This window comes from Leifsonia sp. 10N434, from assembly GCF_056394405.1.
In genome coordinates, this window is sequence record NZ_JBFTHV010000002.1 from 522,561 (window position 1) to 539,063 (window position 16,503).

A 16,503-nucleotide genomic window follows, 5' to 3' on the forward strand; every position below is an offset into this window, starting at 1 on the left:
CCTACTCTTCGTCCAGGATGGGGGCGACCTTGAACTTGTCGCCGAGTCGGTCGGGGGCGCCGGAGAGCGCCTGCTCCACCGTGAGCGACGGCACCACCGTGTCCGGCCGGAACACGTTGGTGAGCGGCAGGGGGTGGCTGGTGGCGGGAACGTCGGGACCGGCGACCTCGGTCACCTTGGCGACCGCCTCGACGATCTGGCCGAGCTCGCTCGTCAGACTCTCGATCTCTTCGGTGCTGAGGTCGATCCGGGCGAGACTCGCCAGGTGCGCGACCTGCTCTGCACTAATTTCGGACATGCGTCTCCGTGCTGTGCGTTTGAGGGTGGATGGTTCAATTCTATTCAGTCGTTCCGAACAGGCCGACCCCCAGGCGCTGCACCTGGTCGTAGGCCTCTCGATACGTGCGCGGCACCGGCTCCCCCGGCTCTCCGTATCGTGCGGTGAGCAGCCCGACCAGCCCCACGCCGGGCGGGCTGAGCGGGCGGTCCTCGTCTCCGGGCCGCGGCGACTCCGCCTCCGGATTCGTCGGCAGGTACTGCGGGTAGGTGTCCGGCCAGGTCGCCGGCTGGCGGGGCGTCGAGCGATTGACCGCGTTCTCGATGGTGCGCGCGCCCTTGTCGCGCTCGGTCAGCGGCTGCAGACCGTGCTTGCGGGTCAGGGTGCTGATGACCGCGCCGTGATGCATCTGCTCGTGGATGATCGTGTTGCGGGCGGTGTAGGCGGAGATGGCGATGGCGGGCACCCGCACCCCGAGCCGGTCGAAGGCGAAGCCGTCCTCACCCGGTCCGCTGTCGTCGGGCGCGGCCGCCGGACCGGGCGGCACGTGGTCGTACGTGCCGCCGTGCTCGTCGAAGGTCACCAGCAGCATCGTATTGATCGCGTTCGAGCCCTTCTGGCTCGCCGACGACCGGATGGCCGAGTACACCCGGTGCAGCAGCAGATCCCCGGCGCGCACATCCGAGATCCCGCCGCCGGCGATGACCTCGCCGTCGAGGTCCTCGACGGTCATCGGGCCGCCAGGTGGGTGCATGTCGTTGTGGTCGTAGAGAAGCCGGGGTTCCACGAAGGCGTAGTCGGGCAGCGTGCCCTTCTCCACGTCCTCGTAGAACTGGGTCATCGTGCGGAAGTTGCTGTGCCAGTAGGGCTCGAGAGCCGGCGCGTGGATGAAGCCGGTCAGCGAGATGATCTGGCGGTCGTCGAAGTAGACGCGCCAGCTCAGCCCGGCGTCCTCCAGCCTGTTGAAGATCGTCGGCGTATCGTTCTTGGGGTCGAACCACTTGCGCAGGCCCTCAGCGCCGCCGTTGTTCACGTAACCGTGCGAGGTGGACGCGTTGAAGAACGACCGGTTGCAGAACGTCTGCGACGGCACGGCGCAATGCCAGTCGTCGTACACCGCGAACGACCGCGCGAGCGTCGAGAACACCGGCAGCATCGCGGGCGTGAACGAACCCATGATGCGCCGGTAGTCGTCGAGTCGTGGTTCCTGGTCGGGGCGGTCACGCCGAAGCACATCGATGTAGTCGCGGACGAAGCCGTTGTTCCGCGGCTCGGCCCCGGCCGGCGGCGCGTTGTACGGAGGCTTCAGCTCGTCGAGCCGCACATCAGCGTTGCTCGGCGGATCGACGACGTCGTACAACTGCGTGTTGACGTGGGCGTACACCTCGCCCGGATCCGGCGAGGGCTGCCGCATCACGAAGTCCGTGGTGCCTTCATACGGGTGCACCCGGATGTCGTCGCCTCCGGCCGGGTCCGGATTGCGGTAGTCGCCGAACGCGAGGCCGTCGAAGTGCCGGCCGGCGGGGAGGTTCCCCCGGTCGTAGAGGTAGCCGAGCAGGTTGTCGAACGAGCGGTTCTCGTACATGAGCACGACCAGATGGTCGAAACCGGGCGATGAGCGCGGCGGCAGCGGCGGGTACTCCGTATCGGTGTCGGCCCCGCTGGATTCATTGTTCTGCGAGGCGACCGTCGCACCGATCACACCGCCGGCGACCCCGCCGACGGCAGCGCCGGCGGCAGCGAATCCGGCGCGCTTGAGGAACTCACGGCGCGAGGCGTCGCGCTGTCGACTCCCCTCGGGAGTGGGCTGGTCGTCCCCCGTCATCGCATCCCATTATGCTCCGGGCATCCTGCTGCCCGGCTAGTGACCGGATGCGTTCTGCACCGCCGGGGTGCCCGAGGGTGCGCCGCCCATCACGAGCCGCCCGAGATCGATCCCGATCAGCGCGAGATTGCGCATGCATTCCGTGCCGGCGGTGAAGTACTCGTTGTGACCGGACGATCCGGCGAGCGTCTCGCCCGTCACGGGGTCGGCTCCCCCGTCGACGCCCATCCGCTGCGCCCCGTACGAAGCCGATCCGGGGTCGCTGCCGAAGAACGCGCTGTGGACGATCGGGTCCAGATCGGCCTGACCGACGAACACGTTGCCGTCGCGCACGCTCAACGCCTTCACCGACTGGGCATCGCTGCCGGGCGAGCCCATCAGCGCGAGCGCGTCGACGGTCACGGTGTGCCGTTGGAGTGCGAGCAACGCGGCGGTCGATCCGTACGAGTGCGCCAAGACGCTGAGGTAGGGCGGCGACGCACGTCGCATGGTCTGGATGCCCTCGAGGGTGCGCTCCAGGCTGTCGGCGCCCTGCGTCGCCAGCGTGAGGCCGCCGATGTTCATGAGTACGGGCGTCTGATAGCCGATCCAGGCCACCGTCGCGACGCCGGGTGTCCCCTGTCCTCCGCGCGGTCCGAGCACCCGGCGCAGCCACGACACCTGCTCGTCGTAGAGGTTCTGCGCCGTCTTCGCCCAGTCGACGACCTGCTCGCCGACCGACATGTACATGCCGGGCACCAAGACGCTGACGTAGTGCGCGGTGGCCAGATCGCCGATCACGATCGAGGCACGAGCGTCGTCGGAGGTGTCGAGGGCGACAAGAGTGCGTTTGACGCCGTCCTTCGCCTTCATGGCCTTCGCGACGTTGCCGAGCGTGGTGAGTTTGCGCTGCAGCTCGATGCGCACCGCCTTGCCGTTCTCCGTGGTGAGCCGCTTCGTCGTGTCGGCGATGGTCCTCGTGAGGTCGAGCGTGTTCGCCTGACCCCGCACCGCGTACGGGATGCCCTCGAGGTTCCCGATCACATGCGGCGCGCTGTGCAGCAGAGTGGACTGCTTCACGGGGTCGAGCAGTCGCCACACGCCGCTGACGTCTGTCACCTGGGGCGGGTTCGCCAGCAGGCGGCCGAGGTCGCTGCGGTGCGCATCGATGAACGCGGGCAGGTCCGCCGCGCTCAGCCGGCTCAGCGCTCCGAGGATCGAGCCGGCGGCGACGGTCGCGGGTCCGCTCCCCGTCGGGGCGTCTCCGACCACCGTGTGCGAGGCGACTGCGACGCTGTGCGGGGCGTCTGCGACGCTGTGCGAGACCTCAGCGACGGCGGGCGACATCTGCGCGACAGACGAGTAGGCGGCCTGAGGCGGGATGTCTGCGGGCATGACAGGGGCCCCGATCAGCCCTGCGACGACCGAGGTCATGGTGACGATAGCTGCAAAGCCGACCAGCACTCCGTCCGGGTCCCTCCGAGAGCGACGAGCTAAGCCCTTGCAGTGCGCCCCGGGCGAGCGCACTCTCCGATGCTATCGGTACGCCCCTGCGCAAAGGCTGTTCGTTCTACCCCCTGTTGTGGAGTAGACAAGCCGGTCGGAGGGACATTCCGGTCTTGAGCGACAGGGTGGAGCGGCCGGTTCAGACCGCGTCGTCCTCGTCCTGCCCGCCGGCGTCGTCGTCCTGCTGCCGAACGGCATCCGGGCCGCCCTCGAGCAGGAGCCGGAAACCGTCGGCGTCGAGGATGCGCAGACCAAGAGCCTCGGCCTTCGCCAGCTTCGACCCGGCACCCGGACCGGCTGCCACGAAGTCGGTGTTCTTGGAGACGCTCGACGCCGCCTTGCCGCCGGCCGCGATGATCGCCTCCTGAGCGCCCTCCCTGGTGAAGCCCTCCAGTGATCCGGTGGCGACGATCGTGAGCCCCGCGAGCACGCCCCCGGCCTCAGCCGCTGCCCCCGGCCCGGGATGTCCTGGCGTCGAGAACTGCACCCCGTCGCGTTCCCAGCGCTCCACGATCTCGCGGTGCCAGGGGACCTCGAACCAGGCCAGCACGGCGTCGGCGATGATCCCGCCGACCCCGTCGACCGCAGCGAGGTCGTCGCGGGTCGCGCCACGGATGGCGTCGAGCGAACCGAAATGATTGGCCAGCGCACGCGCGGCCACCGGGCCGACATGCCGGATGTTCAACGCCACCAGGATGCGCCAGAGTGGCTTCACGCGGGCAGCGGACAGGTTGGCCAGCAGCTCGATCGCGTTCTTGGAGGGCACGAAGTCGGCGTCGCCCGCGAATTCGGCGGCCCCGGGGTCGTACGCGCCATCCTTCTTCTGGCGCCGCCGACGGAACGGAGTGTCGGTCTTCTCGGCGCCGCTCTCGGTCAGCTTGGCCAGCCCGGTCTCCGAGTCGCGCACGACGACCTGGACGGGGAACAGCTCGGCCATCGTGAGCCCGAACAGTCCGGCCTCGGTCGGCAGCGGCGGCTCCGACGGGTACAAAGGTCTCGTTAGCGCGGCGGCCGCCACCTCGCCCAGCGCTTCGATGTCGAGGGCACCGCGCGAGCCGATGTGCTCGACCCGGCCCTGCACCTGCGCCGGGCAGAACTCGGAGTTCGGGCAGCGCAGATCGATGTCGCCCTCCTTCGCCGGCGCGAGCCGGGTTCCGCAGACCGGGCAGTTCTCCGGCATCACGAACTCGCGCTCGCTGCCGTCACGCAGTTCGACGACCGGACCGAGCACCTCGGGGATGACGTCACCGGCCTTGCGGAGCACCACCGTGTCGCCGATCAGCACGCCCTTCGCCTTCACGACCTCCTGATTGTGCAGCGTCGCCTGACGCACCTCGGAGCCGGCGACCCGCACCTTCTCCATCACGGCGAACGGCGTCGCGCGTCCCGTGCGGCCGATGCTCACGACGATGTCGAGCAGCTTCGTGTTCACCTGCTCGGGCGGGTACTTGTAGGCGATGGCCCAGCGGGGCGCCCTGCTCGTGGCGCCGAGTTCGTCGTGCAGTGCGAGCTCGTCGACCTTGATCACGATGCCGTCGATCTCGTGCTCGACGCTGTCGCGGTGCTCGCCGTAGTACTCGATGAACTCCGACGCCTTGGCCGCGCTGTCGACCACCCGGTAGTGGGTCGACGTCGGCAGCCCCCACTCCTTCAGCAGTTCGTAGGTCTTCGACTGGCTGTCGACGGGCGGGTTCGCCCAGGCGCCGATCCCGTGCACCAGCATGTGGAGACGCCCGAGCCGAGCCCGCATCAGCGCGAGCTGAGCGGCGTTCTTGCCCTCCGCCTTCTGCCGCAGCGAACCGCTGGCGGCGTTGCGTGCGTTCGCGAAGACCTTCTCGCCCATGTCGAGCTGGGCGGCGTTCAGCGCCTCGAACTCCGCCACCGGGAAGAAGACCTCTCCCCGCACCTCGACGAGCGGCGGATGCCCGGAGCCGGCCAGCCGCGTCGGGATCGCCGGGATGAACCGGATGTTCTCGGTGACGTCTTCGCCGACGACGCCGTCGCCGCGGGTCGCCGCGGAGACGAGCATCCCGTTCTGGTAGCGCAGATTGATGGCGAGTCCGTCGATCTTGAGTTCGCACAGGTAGTCGACCGTGCGACCGGAGTCGCGCTCGACCTTGGCCGCCCACGCCTCGAACTCGGCGATGGAGAACACGTTGTCGAGGCTCAGCATGCGCTCCGCGTGCTCGACCGGTGCGAAGAGCGTCGTCTGGGCACGACCGCCGACCGTCTGCGTGGGGCTGTCCTGGCTCTGCAGCTCGGGGAACAGCCGCTCCAGCTCCTCGAGCCGGTGCATCATGCCGTCGTACTCCTGGTCGCTCACCAGGACGGTGTCGCGTTCGTAGTACGCGTCACGCAACTCGAGGATGCGCGTGGTCAGCTGTTCGGCTTCGGCCTTGGCCGTACCGAGATCGTCGTTACCGTCATTCGCCACCCGACCAGCATAGGGAAGACGTGCGACACCGGTGAGGGTGCCGGTCAGCCGACCGGTACGGCCGACACGGTGCGATCGATCGTCGTCTGGCCGAGGACCCGCGTTCCGACGTAGACGACGGCCGTCTGACCTGGCGCGACCCCGTTCAGCGGTTCGTCGGGAGTGATGACCAGCTCGGGCGTGCCGTCGGCGTTCGGTCGCACGACCGCAGTGGCGGGAACCGGATCGGCGTGCGCGCGGATCTGCACGTCGCACGCGAACTCCTCATCGGCGTGCTCGGGAGCGAGCCCGGCCCACGTGAACCGCGATCCGGCGATCTCGGCGATGTCGAGTGCCTCTTTCGGGCCGACCACCACCGTGTTCTCCTTCGGACGGACCTCGAGCACGAAGCGCGGCTTGCCGTCGTCGGACGGGTAGCCGATGTTCAGGCCCTTGCGCTGCCCGACGGTGAAAGCGTGCGCCCCCTCGTGGCTGCCCAGCCGGTTGCCCTCGCGGTCGAGGATGTCGCCCGTCTCTGCGCCGACCCGCTCGGCGAGCCAGCCGCGGGTGTCGCCATCCGGGATGAAGCAGATGTCGTGGGAGTCCGGCTTGTTCGCGACGCTGAACCCGCGCGCGGCGGCCTCGGCGCGCACCTCCGCCTTCGACGGCGTCGCGCCCAGCGGGAACATCGCGTGCGCCAGCTGATCGGAGGTGAGCACACCCAGCACGTAGGACTGGTCCTTCGCCCACGCGCTCGCGCGGTGCAGTTCACGGTTGCCGTCGGCATCCGTGAGGATCGTCGCGTAGTGGCCGGTGCAGACGGCGTCGAACCCGAGGTCGAGCGCCTTCTCCAGCAGAGCGGCGAACTTGATCTTCTCGTTGCAGCGCATGCACGGATTCGGGGTCCGACCCGCCGTGTACTCGGCGATGAAGTCGTCGACCACGTCGAGCTTGAACCGCTCGGAGAAGTCCCACACGTAGTACGGGATGTCGATGATGTTGGCGGCGCGCTGGGCGTCCATCGAGTCCTCGATCGTGCAGCAGCCGCGGCTGCCGGTGCGCAGGGTGCCCGGCATCCGGCTGAGCGCCAGGTGCACGCCGACCACGTCATGACCGGCGTCGACCGCTCTGGCCGCCGCCACGGCGGAATCGACACCACCACTCATCGCCGCTAAAACTCTCACCGCAGAATTCTACGACCTCGACGCCGAGTGCCCCCTGGACGCATCGATCGACCGCGTTGGGTGCGAGTGGGGGCCTTTGGCGTAGCGATGTGCCGACGTTCCTCCACAGGCTGCCGCGATCGCAAGTTCTCCACAGTAAATTGGCTGGCCAGAAGCGATATTCAGCGGCGGGGATGTCGGTGGTCGCTGATTGACTTGTCGCATGACCACCACCCCAGCCGCGGCGTTGAGAGCGGCGCTCACCGGGCTGACCCGTCCGTCAGCTCTCGAGCGCGACGAGCTGTTGGCGGCCGTGACGGCTCTCGGCGACGCTCAGGCGGTGCTCGACGCGGTCAAGACACAGGTGGCGGGCGAACTCGTCTCACGCTCGACACAGCTGGGAGCGCAGAACCCGGTCGCCCGCGCCGGGCAGTCGAGTGCCGCCGGCCTCCTGTCCGATCGTTGGCGGATCCCGATGCCGGCGGCTCGGCTGTACTGCCAGGTCGGCGAGGCGACCAGACCGGGCACGAGCATCTTCGGAGAGGCGCTGCCGCCCGAGTTCGCGGTGCTCGCCGCCGCGCTTGCCGCACCGCTCGCACCCGAGGGGTCGTCCGCGGGGGCGTCTGACGAGCTCTCCGACGGCCGCGGGGTCGGCGTGGACCAGGCCGCCGTGATCGTCCGCGAACTGCGCAAGGCCGCACCCGGATGCACGATCGACGACCTTCAGTCGGGCGAGCGCGTGCTGGTCGAGCATGCACCGAACCTCGGCATCACCGACCTGCGGTGTCTCGCAGCGCAGGTGCGCGACCGGCTCGACCAGGATGGCGTGCTCCCGCGCGAGGACCGGCAGCGCACGCGCCGCTCGCTGACGATCAGCACCGCCAGCGACGGCATGACGCACATCGACTGGTACCTCGAGCCGGAGTCCGCCGGGTACGTCGTCACGGCGATCGACAGTCTCGTCGGTCGCGCACTCCGCGACTGTCGTGGCATGCGCTTCGTCGATCCGGGCGAGGCTGACGAAGCGGGTGTGGCGGGCGCAGCGGGCGAACGCTCGCGCACCCGTGACGATGCCGACCTCCTGGACGACGGGTTCGGCGGGCTGCCGCAGACGCGCACCCTCGCACAGCTGCGTTCGGATGCCGCGACGGACGTGTTCCGTCACCTGGCCGCGTGCGCGACCGACACTGCAGCCGCCGACACGGCGATCGGCGGCCGACCGCCGGTGACCGTGATGGTGCGGATCGGTCTCGACGCGCTGCAGTCCGGGCGAGGGAGCGGCGAGATCGAGGGCGTGCCCTCCCCCGTGAGTGCCGGCACCGTGCGCCGGATGGCCGCCGACGCGAACATCATCCCTGTCGTCCTCGGAAACCACTCCGAGGTTCTGGATCTCGGCCGCTCACGCCGCCTCTTCACCACTGCACAGAAGCGGGCTCTGGCGGAACGGGACGGCGGCTGCGCCTGGACCGGTTGCCCACACCCGCCTTCGTACACCGAAGCGCACCACATCCGCTGGTGGAACGCACACGACGGAGCCACCGATCTGGACAACGGGATCCTGCTCTGCAGCACCCACCACCACCGCGTCCACGACGACGGCTGGGACATCGACGTGCGCGACCACGTTCCGTACTTCATTCCGCCGGATCACGTCGACCCCTACCGTCGGCCGCGCCGAGGCGGTCGCGTGCGCCTCAGCGACGTCGCATGATGCTGGCTGTGCGCTCCGCCGCGGTCAGCCGCGCGCTGGCAACGGGCTCAGCCGCCCAGGCGTGTGGCGCGCTCGGCCAGTCCGGCACGCGACGCCTGCGCGTACGCGGCCGGGAGCGCGGCGACCAGCGCGTCGATGTCGGCCTCCGTGGTGGTGCGTCCCAGCGTCACGCGCAGGGCACTGCGGGCATCCGGTTCGGCGCGCCCCATGGCCAGCAGCACGTGCGAGGGCTCCGGGATGCCCGCCTGGCACGCGGAGCCGGTCGACACGGAGATCCCGGCGAGATCGAGCAGGAACAGCAGCGAGTCGCCCTGGGCGCCGGGGAAGGTGAAGTGCGCGTTCGACGCGACGCGGAACGGATCGCCGGCGGGCAGCCCGCTGAGACGCGCATCCGGCACGTTCGCGAGCACGCCCGCGATCAGGCGGTCGCGCAGGGCGGCGAGACGTGCGCCCTCCTCCACGAGCTCACGCTCAGCGGCACGAGCGGCGACGGCGAACGAGACGGCGGCGGCGACGTCCTGGGTGCCGCTGCGCACCTGGCGTTGCTGCCCTCCGCCGTGCACCAGGGGTACGACGGTCGCCGAGCGGCTCAGCACGAGCGCGCCGATGCCGACCGGTCCCCCGATCTTGTGCGCAGACACGCTCAGCGCGCTCACTCCCGCGCGCTTGAGCGCGGTGAAGTCGATGGGCAGGTGCCCGTAGGCCGCGACGGCGTCGACATGCACCGGGATCCCGTATTCTGCGGCGAGCGCCGCCAGCTCGGCGACGGGCTCGATGGTCCCGACCTCGTTGTTCACCCAGAGGAAGGTGAGAAGCGCGACACTCTCCGGATCCCGCTCCAGTGCCTCCCGCGCCGCATCGATCCTGATGCGTCCCGCCTCGTCCAGCGGCAGCCACTCGATCTCGGCGCCCTCGGCCGACTGCAGCCATTCGAGGGTGTCCATCGTCGCGTGGTGCTCACCACCGGGAGCCAGGATGCGCGGACGGGGACGGCCGCCGTCCGTACTGTTGCGCGCCCAGAACAGTCCCTTCACCGCGAGGTTGATCGCCTCGGTGCCCCCGGAGGTGAAGACGACCTCGATCGGATCGGCGCCGAGGGTCGCGGCCACGGTCTCCCTGGCCTCCTCGAGCATCCGCTTGGCCTGTTGTCCCTGGCTGTGGATCGACGAGGGGTTGCCGACGACCCCCATGGCCTCGGCATAGGCGGCGATGGCCTCCGAACGCATCGGCGTGGTCGCCGCATGATCCAGGTAGACCGGCACTTGCCCTCCTCGAAACTGAAAGCGCTTGCGTAGTCACTACTCTAGATCGCATGACCTCCGCCGATCCTCTGCGCAATCTGGGCGTTCGCGTCAACCAGCACGGCGGCGAGCTTCGCGTCTGGTCGGAGAACGCCGACGGCATGGAGCTGTGCATCTTCGACAGCAAAGACCCCAACTGGATGGTCAAGACCGTCGCGATGACGAAGGACTCGAACAATGTGTTCGTCGGCCGTTCGCGGAGCCTCACGGTCGGCACACGGTACGCGATCCGGGTGTCGGGGCCGGCCAGCCCGACGAATGTGTTCAACCCGGAGACCCTGCTGCTCGACCCGTACGCGCGCGGGATGGTCCGCGTCGGTGCGAACGAGTGGCGCGGGGTGGTCGTCGCCGACGGCTTCGACTGGGGGGACGCCCGCAAGCCGCTCATCCCGCTGGATCACACGGTGGTCTACGAAGCCCACGTGAAGGGCATCAGCCGGCTCAACCCGGATGTGCCGGAAGAACTGCGCGGCACCTACGCCGGCCTCGCCCACGAGTCGACGATCGGCTACCTGAAAGACCTCGGCGTCACGTCGGTGGAGCTGCTGCCCGTTCAGGCGTTCGTCTCGGAGCAGCGCCTGCTGCAGCAGGGCCTCACGAACTACTGGGGCTACAACACGCTCAACTTCTTCGCGCCGCACGCGCCGTACGCGTCGCGCTCGGCGCAGGCGGCGGGACCGGAAGCGGTGCTCGCCGAGTTCAAGGGCATGGTGAAGCTGCTGCACCTGGCCGGTATCGAGGTCATCCTCGACGTGGTCTACAACCACACGGCCGAGGAGGGCATCGGCGGCCCGCGCACCAGCTTCCGCGGCATCGACAATGCCAACTATTACCGGCAGGATGCCGAGGGCGCCTACATCGACGTGACCGGCTGCGGCAACACGGTGAACTTCGGGCACGATGTTCCGGTGCGGCTCGTCCTCGACTCGCTGCGCTACTGGGCGAACGAGGTGCAGATCGACGGCTTCCGCTTCGACCTCGCCGCGACGCTCGGCCGTAATGCCGATGTCGAGTACACGCGCGATCATCCGCTGCTGCAGGGCATCCTGCACGATCCGCAATTGGCCGAGGCCAAGATGATCGCGGAACCCTGGGATGTGGGCATCGGCGGCTGGCAGACCGGCAACTTCCCCGACGGGTTCTCGGAGTGGAACGACCGCTATCGCGACCGCGTGCGCAACTTCTGGCTGGCCGACATCGCCGACGCCCGGCGCAACGGCCAGGCGCCGGTGGGCATCGGCGGGTTCGCCACCCGGCTGGCCGGCTCGTCGAACACCTTCTCTCCGGAGCGCGGGCCGCTTGCGTCGCTCAACTTCGTGACGGCGCACGACGGGTTCACGATGGCCGACCTCACGGCCTACAACGAGAAGCACAACCTCGGCAACGGCGAGAACAACCGCGACGGCACCGACAACAACCGCTCGTTCAACCACGGGATGGAGGGTGCCACGACGGACGAGGCGATCCTCCTCGAACGGCACAAGGCCATCCGCAACCTGATGGGGACGCTGCTGCTGTCCGCCGGCGTGCCGATGCTGACCGCGGGCGACGAGTTCGGCCGCAGCCAGCGGGGCAACAACAACGCCTACTGCCAAGACAGCGAGCTGACCTGGATGAGCTGGCTGCGCACCCGCGAGGAGCGGGAGCTCTTCGCCACCACGAAGCGGCTGCTCGAGCTGCGGCGCACGAACCCGGCCCTGCGGCCGAGCAAGTACGCGGTGTTCGGCGAGACGACCAAGAACGCCAGCCACATGGACTGGTACGACGCCACCGGTGCGCTGATGGACGACGAGGACTGGAACTCGCCGGAGAACCGGACCCTGCAGTACCTCGCGGCGTCCACGCCCGACCAGGAGGAGTTCAACCGCATCCTGCTGATCGTCCACGGAGTCGAGGACGACGTCGAGGTATCACTGCCCGTCGCCCCGGGCGTCGAGAACTACCAGTTGCTCTGGGACAGCGCGACGGAACTGCCCATCGACGAGGATGCGACTCCCCAGGCCCCCGGCACCCGCCGACTGGTGGGCGGCACCTCGATGCAGCTCTACCGGGCCAACGGACCGCGGGTCGAGCAGGCGCTGACCGCGGCTGCCCAGCATCCGACCGAACGCGAGTCGGACGACCGGCACGCCGGGGACCAGCAGGCAGCCGACCATCGTTTCGCCGACGCCGAGGCGACTGACCATCGCGCCGCTCTCCCGGAGGACGAGCAGGCGTCTGCGCAGCACAACGTCGACCACTCGAATCCGACCTGATGGCGAAGCAGAAGGCCCCGGCGGGAACGCCGGCGACCGTCGCGCTGACCGCTGCGGGCATCCCGTTCTCGGTTCACCCGTACGAGCACGACCCGGCCGCCCCGTCGTTCGGGCTCGAGGCGGCGGAGGCGCTGGGCGTCGAGCCCGACCGCGTGTTCAAGACGCTGCTCGCCGACACCGACCTCGGTCTCGTCGTCGGTGTGGTGCCGGTGACCGGGATGCTCGACCTCAAGGCGCTCGCGGCAGCCGCTGGGGCGAAGCGGGCCACGATGGCGGACCCGTCCGTCGCCGAGCGCCGCACCGGTTACGTCGTCGGCGGCATCAGCCCGATCGGCCAGAAGACGCAGCACCCGACCATCGTCGACGAGACGGCCCAGCTGTTCGACACGGTCTTCGTCTCTGGCGGCAAGCGCGGCCTCGACATCGAACTCGCGCCGGCGGACCTTGTCGCCGCGACCGAGGGCGCGTACGCCGCTATCGCGAAGCCGTGACCGCCTGCTCTCAGGCCAGCGTCTGCTCCAGCACCTGGGTGCCGCCGTCCAGCACCAGCCGGCCGACAGCACCGTTGACCACTGTCAGCTGGGGCCCGGCGTGCCCGATCTCGACATCGGCGATGATCGGTAGCCCGAGCATCCCGAGCGCGTCGACCACGGCCTCGCGCTGCGTCAGGGTCTTCGAGTCGGGCGCGCTGGTGCGTCCGACCAGCACTGCGACGGCCGTGTCGAAGAAGCCGGCCAGGCGCATCCCGTGCAGTTGGCGGCAGATCGAGTACGCCCCGTCCTCGCACGCCTCGACGTAGACGATCGTCGGACCGAGCGCCCGGATCGCCTCCCGCGATGCGAACGGTGTGCCGGCGACGTTGGCCAGCGTCTCGATGCAGCCGCCGATCATCCGGCCCGTCACCTCGACCGGCCCACTGCCGGAGCCGAGCCGCGACCATCCCCCGGTGGGCGACGACTGGCGTATGACGGCCCCGGCACCAGCGCTGGCACTGACACCGGCATCAGCCGCCCCCGCAGGCAGCGACGCCACATCCAGCCAGGAACTCAGCCCCGCCGGCAGCGACTCCGTCACGTCCATCAGATTGCCGCCGTGCAGGCTCGCCGACCCGGTGAGGAGCGTGAGCGGGGTGAGCAGCGTCGAGGTGTCGGAGTAGCCCGCGTACCAGGTGGGCTCGGCGCCGGCCAGCGCGTCGAAGTCGAGGAGCGACAGCAGGTCGATGCCCGTCTCCCCGCCCCAGGGCGGCACGATGGCCCGGATGCGCGGGTCGAGCATCATCCGCATGAATTCCGCCGCGCGGTCGGGCGCCGAAGCGCTGATGTGCCCGGCGCCGAGCAGGCACTCACCGAGCGCGACCTCGAACCCGCGACCGCGGAGCACCGAAACGGCGGCCTCGAGCCGCCCCTCGAACGCCGGCTCGACGCCGCTGGAGGTGGCCGTGATGCCGATCGTGTCGCCGGGTACGAGCGGCCGCGGGTAGCGCACCTACGCCGCCACGGCGACCAGGCCGAGCTCGGCCGGGCTGATGAGCAGGTCGTTCTTGGGCACGACGCGAACGGTGTAGCCGAACGCCCCGGCCCAGGCGAGCTGAACGGTGCCGCGGTATTCGAAGGCGACCGAGGCGTCGTGGCTGCCCGGGGCGTTGCGGTCGACCTCGAGCGCGGCGTAGCGCACGTCGGTGAGCTCGTCGCCCTCGTGGCTGCGGCCGTAGACCACCTGCACCTCGACCTCGTCGGGGCTGAGGCCGTTCAGGTGCACCAGCGCTCGCAGGTGCAGCTCGTCGCCGACCTGCGGAACCGCGTCGACACCGCCGGACTCGACATGGGCGACGGAGACACCGGGCCACGCGGCCCGCACGCGCTGCTTCCACGCGGCGAGACTCCGGGCGGCCGCGAACCCGTCGCCCGTCAGGCGGCGCTCGAAGCCGCACGCCGGCACGTACAGCCGGTTGACGTACTCGCGCACCATCCTGCCCGCACTGAGCTCGGGTGAGAGCGTCGCGAGCGTGTGACGGATCTGCCCGACCCACGCCTCGGGGACGCCGTCGCCGTTGCGCTCGTAGAAGCGCGGCGCGATCTGGTTCTCGATGAGGTCGTAGAGCGCCTCGGCCTCGAGCGCGTCGCGCTCGGCGCCATCGCCCGCCGCGTCGGCGGACGGGATCGCCCAGCCGTTCTCGCCGTCGTAGTACTCGTTCCACCAGCCGTCGAGGATCGAGAGGTTGAGCGCACCGTTCAGCGCGGCCTTCATCCCGGACGTGCCGCACGCCTCCAGCGGACGCAAGGGGTTGTTGAGCCAGATGTCCGTTCCCGGGTACAGCAGCTGCGCCATGCCGATGTCGTAGTCGGGCAGGAACACCATCCGGGTGCGGATCTCGGGCTCCGACGCGAACTGCACCAGCTTCTGGATGAGCCGCTTGCCCTCGTCATCGGCCGGATGCGACTTGCCGGCGATCACGATCTGCACGGGGCGCTCGGGGTTGAGCAGGATCGAGCGCAGCCGCTCGGGGTTGTGCAGCATCAGCGTCAGCCGCTTGTAGGTCGGCACGCGTCGGGCGAAGCCGATGGTGAGCACCGACGGGTCGAGCAGGTCGTCCATCCAGGCCGGAGCGATGCCGCCCGGGTTCTGGCTCTCCCACGCCGCCTTCAGGCGCCGGCGGGCGTCGCCGACCAGCTGCTCCCGCATCCGGGTGCGCACCGACCAGAGATCGTGGTCGTGCACGGCGCCGCTGTTCGCCCAGTCGGCCGTGGTGGTGTCGTCGGTGCCCAGCCGCTCCTCGGCGAGCGCCCGCATCATCGGGTCCGTCCAGGTGGGGGCGTGGACGCCGTTGGTCACGGAGTCGATCGGGACCTCCGCCGGGTCGAATCCCGGATAGAGCCCGTTGAACATGTGGCGGCTCACGTCGCCGTGCAGCTTCGAGACGCCGTTGGCGTGCTGGCCGAGCCGCAGCCCCATGACGGCCATGTTGAACATGTCCGGCGATCCGCCGGGGTAGTTCTCCGAGCCGAGGGCGAGCACGTCCGCCACCGCGACGCCGGGCAGCAGGTCGGTGGAGAAGTACTGCTGCACGAGCGGGCCGTCGAACCGGTCGATGCCGGCCGGCACGGGGGTGTGCGTGGTGAACACGGTCCCGGCGCGCACGACCTGCAGGGCCTCGTCGAACGTGAGTCCCTCGCCGATCAGGTCGGAGATGCGCTCCAGGCCCTGGAAGCCCGCGTGGCCCTCATTGGTGTGGAAGACCTCGGGTTCGGGCGTGCCCGACAGGTCGGTCCAGGCCTTGAGGGCGCGCACACCGCCGATGCCGAGCAGGAGCTCCTGCAGCAGGCGGTGCTCACCCCCGCCGCCGTAGAGGCGGTCGGTGACGGATCGGAGGCGCTCTTCGTTCTCGGGGATATCCGTGTCGAGCAGCAGCAGGCGCACCCGCCCGACGGCGGCCTGCCAGACACGGGCGTGGAGCACCCCGTTCGGCAGGGCGAGCGTGATCTGGACCGGTGTGCCGTCGGCGTTACGCAGCACCGACAGGGGCAGCCCGTCGGGATCGAGGACCGGATAGCTCTCCAGCTGCCAGCCGTCGGGCGTGATCGCCTGCGAGAAGTAGCCGGAGCGGTAGAACAGGCCGACGCCGACCAGCGGCACGCCGAGGTCGCTCGCCGCCTTCAGGTGATCCCCGGCGAGGATGCCGAGCCCACCCGAGTACTGCGGGAGCGCGGCGGCGATCCCGAACTCGGGCGAGAAGTACGCGATGGTGCGCGGAGCCGAACCGTCGAGCGACTGGTACCAGCGCGGCTCGCTCAGGTAGACGTGCAGGTCGTCGCGGAGGTGGTTCGCCCAGTCGACATAGCCCTGATCGGAGGCCAGTTCGGCGAGCCGGGCCGGGTCCACCGCGCCGAGGAGCGCGATCGGATCGTGCCCGACCTGCTGCCACAGTTCCGGCGAGATCCTGGCGAACAGCTGTCTGGTCGGCTCGTGCCACGACCAGCGCAGATTGCCTGCGAGTTCTTCGAGCGCCCCGAGGTTCTCGGGGAGGACGGCACGGACGGTGAATCTACGGATGGCCTTCACGGAAGTCAGCCTAC

At 69.6% G+C, this 16,503-nt stretch carries 11 protein-coding genes; 3 read left to right on the forward strand and 8 right to left on the reverse strand.

Annotated elements, in window-relative coordinates; translation table 11 throughout:
- Position 1 precedes the first annotated feature (1 nt).
- From gatC to mnmA, 5 genes are all read right to left on the reverse strand, one after another.
- Positions 2 to 298, reverse strand: coding sequence for an Asp-tRNA(Asn)/Glu-tRNA(Gln) amidotransferase subunit GatC (gene gatC / locus AC1DB1_RS08210; RefSeq protein ID WP_271178424.1), 297 nt, complete (start codon positions 296 to 298; stop codon positions 2 to 4).
- Positions 299 to 338: 40 nt separating this feature from the next.
- Positions 339 to 2,102, reverse strand: coding sequence for an alkaline phosphatase family protein (locus tag AC1DB1_RS08215; RefSeq protein WP_477200391.1), 1,764 nt, complete (start codon positions 2,100 to 2,102; stop codon positions 339 to 341).
- Positions 2,103 to 2,138: 36 nt separating this feature from the next.
- Positions 2,139 to 3,515, reverse strand: coding sequence for an alpha/beta hydrolase (locus AC1DB1_RS08220; protein ID WP_477200392.1), 1,377 nt, complete (start codon positions 3,513 to 3,515; stop codon positions 2,139 to 2,141).
- 211 nt (positions 3,516 to 3,726) lie between these two features.
- Positions 3,727 to 6,021, reverse strand: coding sequence for an NAD-dependent DNA ligase LigA (gene ligA, locus AC1DB1_RS08225; RefSeq protein ID WP_477200393.1), 2,295 nt, complete (start codon positions 6,019 to 6,021; stop codon positions 3,727 to 3,729).
- 44 nt (positions 6,022 to 6,065) lie between these two features.
- A complete protein-coding gene (gene mnmA / locus AC1DB1_RS08230) occupies positions 6,066 to 7,184 on the reverse strand; it encodes a tRNA 2-thiouridine(34) synthase MnmA (protein ID WP_271178420.1) in 1,119 nt (372 codons plus the stop codon).
- A 202-nt stretch (positions 7,185 to 7,386) separates the two neighbouring features.
- Here mnmA and AC1DB1_RS08235 point away from each other — a divergent pair, with 202 nt between their 5' ends.
- Positions 7,387 to 8,874, forward strand: a complete 1,488-nt coding sequence (locus AC1DB1_RS08235; protein ID WP_477200394.1) for a DUF222 domain-containing protein — start codon at positions 7,387 to 7,389, stop codon at positions 8,872 to 8,874.
- Positions 8,875 to 8,921: 47 nt separating this feature from the next.
- Here the strand turns inward: AC1DB1_RS08235 and AC1DB1_RS08240 are convergent, their stop codons facing one another.
- A complete protein-coding gene (locus tag AC1DB1_RS08240) occupies positions 8,922 to 10,136 on the reverse strand; it encodes a cysteine desulfurase family protein (RefSeq protein WP_477200395.1) in 1,215 nt (404 codons plus the stop codon).
- 50 nt (positions 10,137 to 10,186) lie between these two features.
- On the opposite strand from AC1DB1_RS08240, the gene glgX reads away from it, so the two are divergent.
- Both glgX and ybaK read left to right on the forward strand, forming a co-directional pair.
- Positions 10,187 to 12,430, forward strand: a complete 2,244-nt coding sequence (glgX, locus tag AC1DB1_RS08245; RefSeq protein ID WP_477200396.1) for a glycogen debranching protein GlgX — start codon at positions 10,187 to 10,189, stop codon at positions 12,428 to 12,430.
- Positions 12,430 to 12,921 carry a Cys-tRNA(Pro) deacylase gene (gene ybaK, locus AC1DB1_RS08250; RefSeq protein WP_477200397.1) on the forward strand — a complete coding sequence of 164 codons (492 nt, stop codon included), beginning with the start codon at positions 12,430 to 12,432 and terminating at the stop codon, positions 12,919 to 12,921. The genes glgX and ybaK overlap by 1 nt, the downstream gene beginning before the upstream one ends.
- Before the next feature lie 10 nt (positions 12,922 to 12,931).
- Here ybaK and AC1DB1_RS08255 read toward each other — a convergent pair whose 3' ends face one another.
- Positions 12,932 to 13,915, reverse strand: coding sequence for a S66 peptidase family protein (locus AC1DB1_RS08255; RefSeq protein WP_477200398.1), 984 nt, complete (start codon positions 13,913 to 13,915; stop codon positions 12,932 to 12,934).
- Positions 13,916 to 16,489: an alpha-glucan family phosphorylase gene (gene glgP, locus AC1DB1_RS08260; protein ID WP_271178414.1), complete on the reverse strand. Its 2,574-nt coding sequence runs from the start codon at positions 16,487 to 16,489 to the stop codon at positions 13,916 to 13,918.
- Between the last annotated feature and the right edge of the window lie 14 nt (positions 16,490 to 16,503).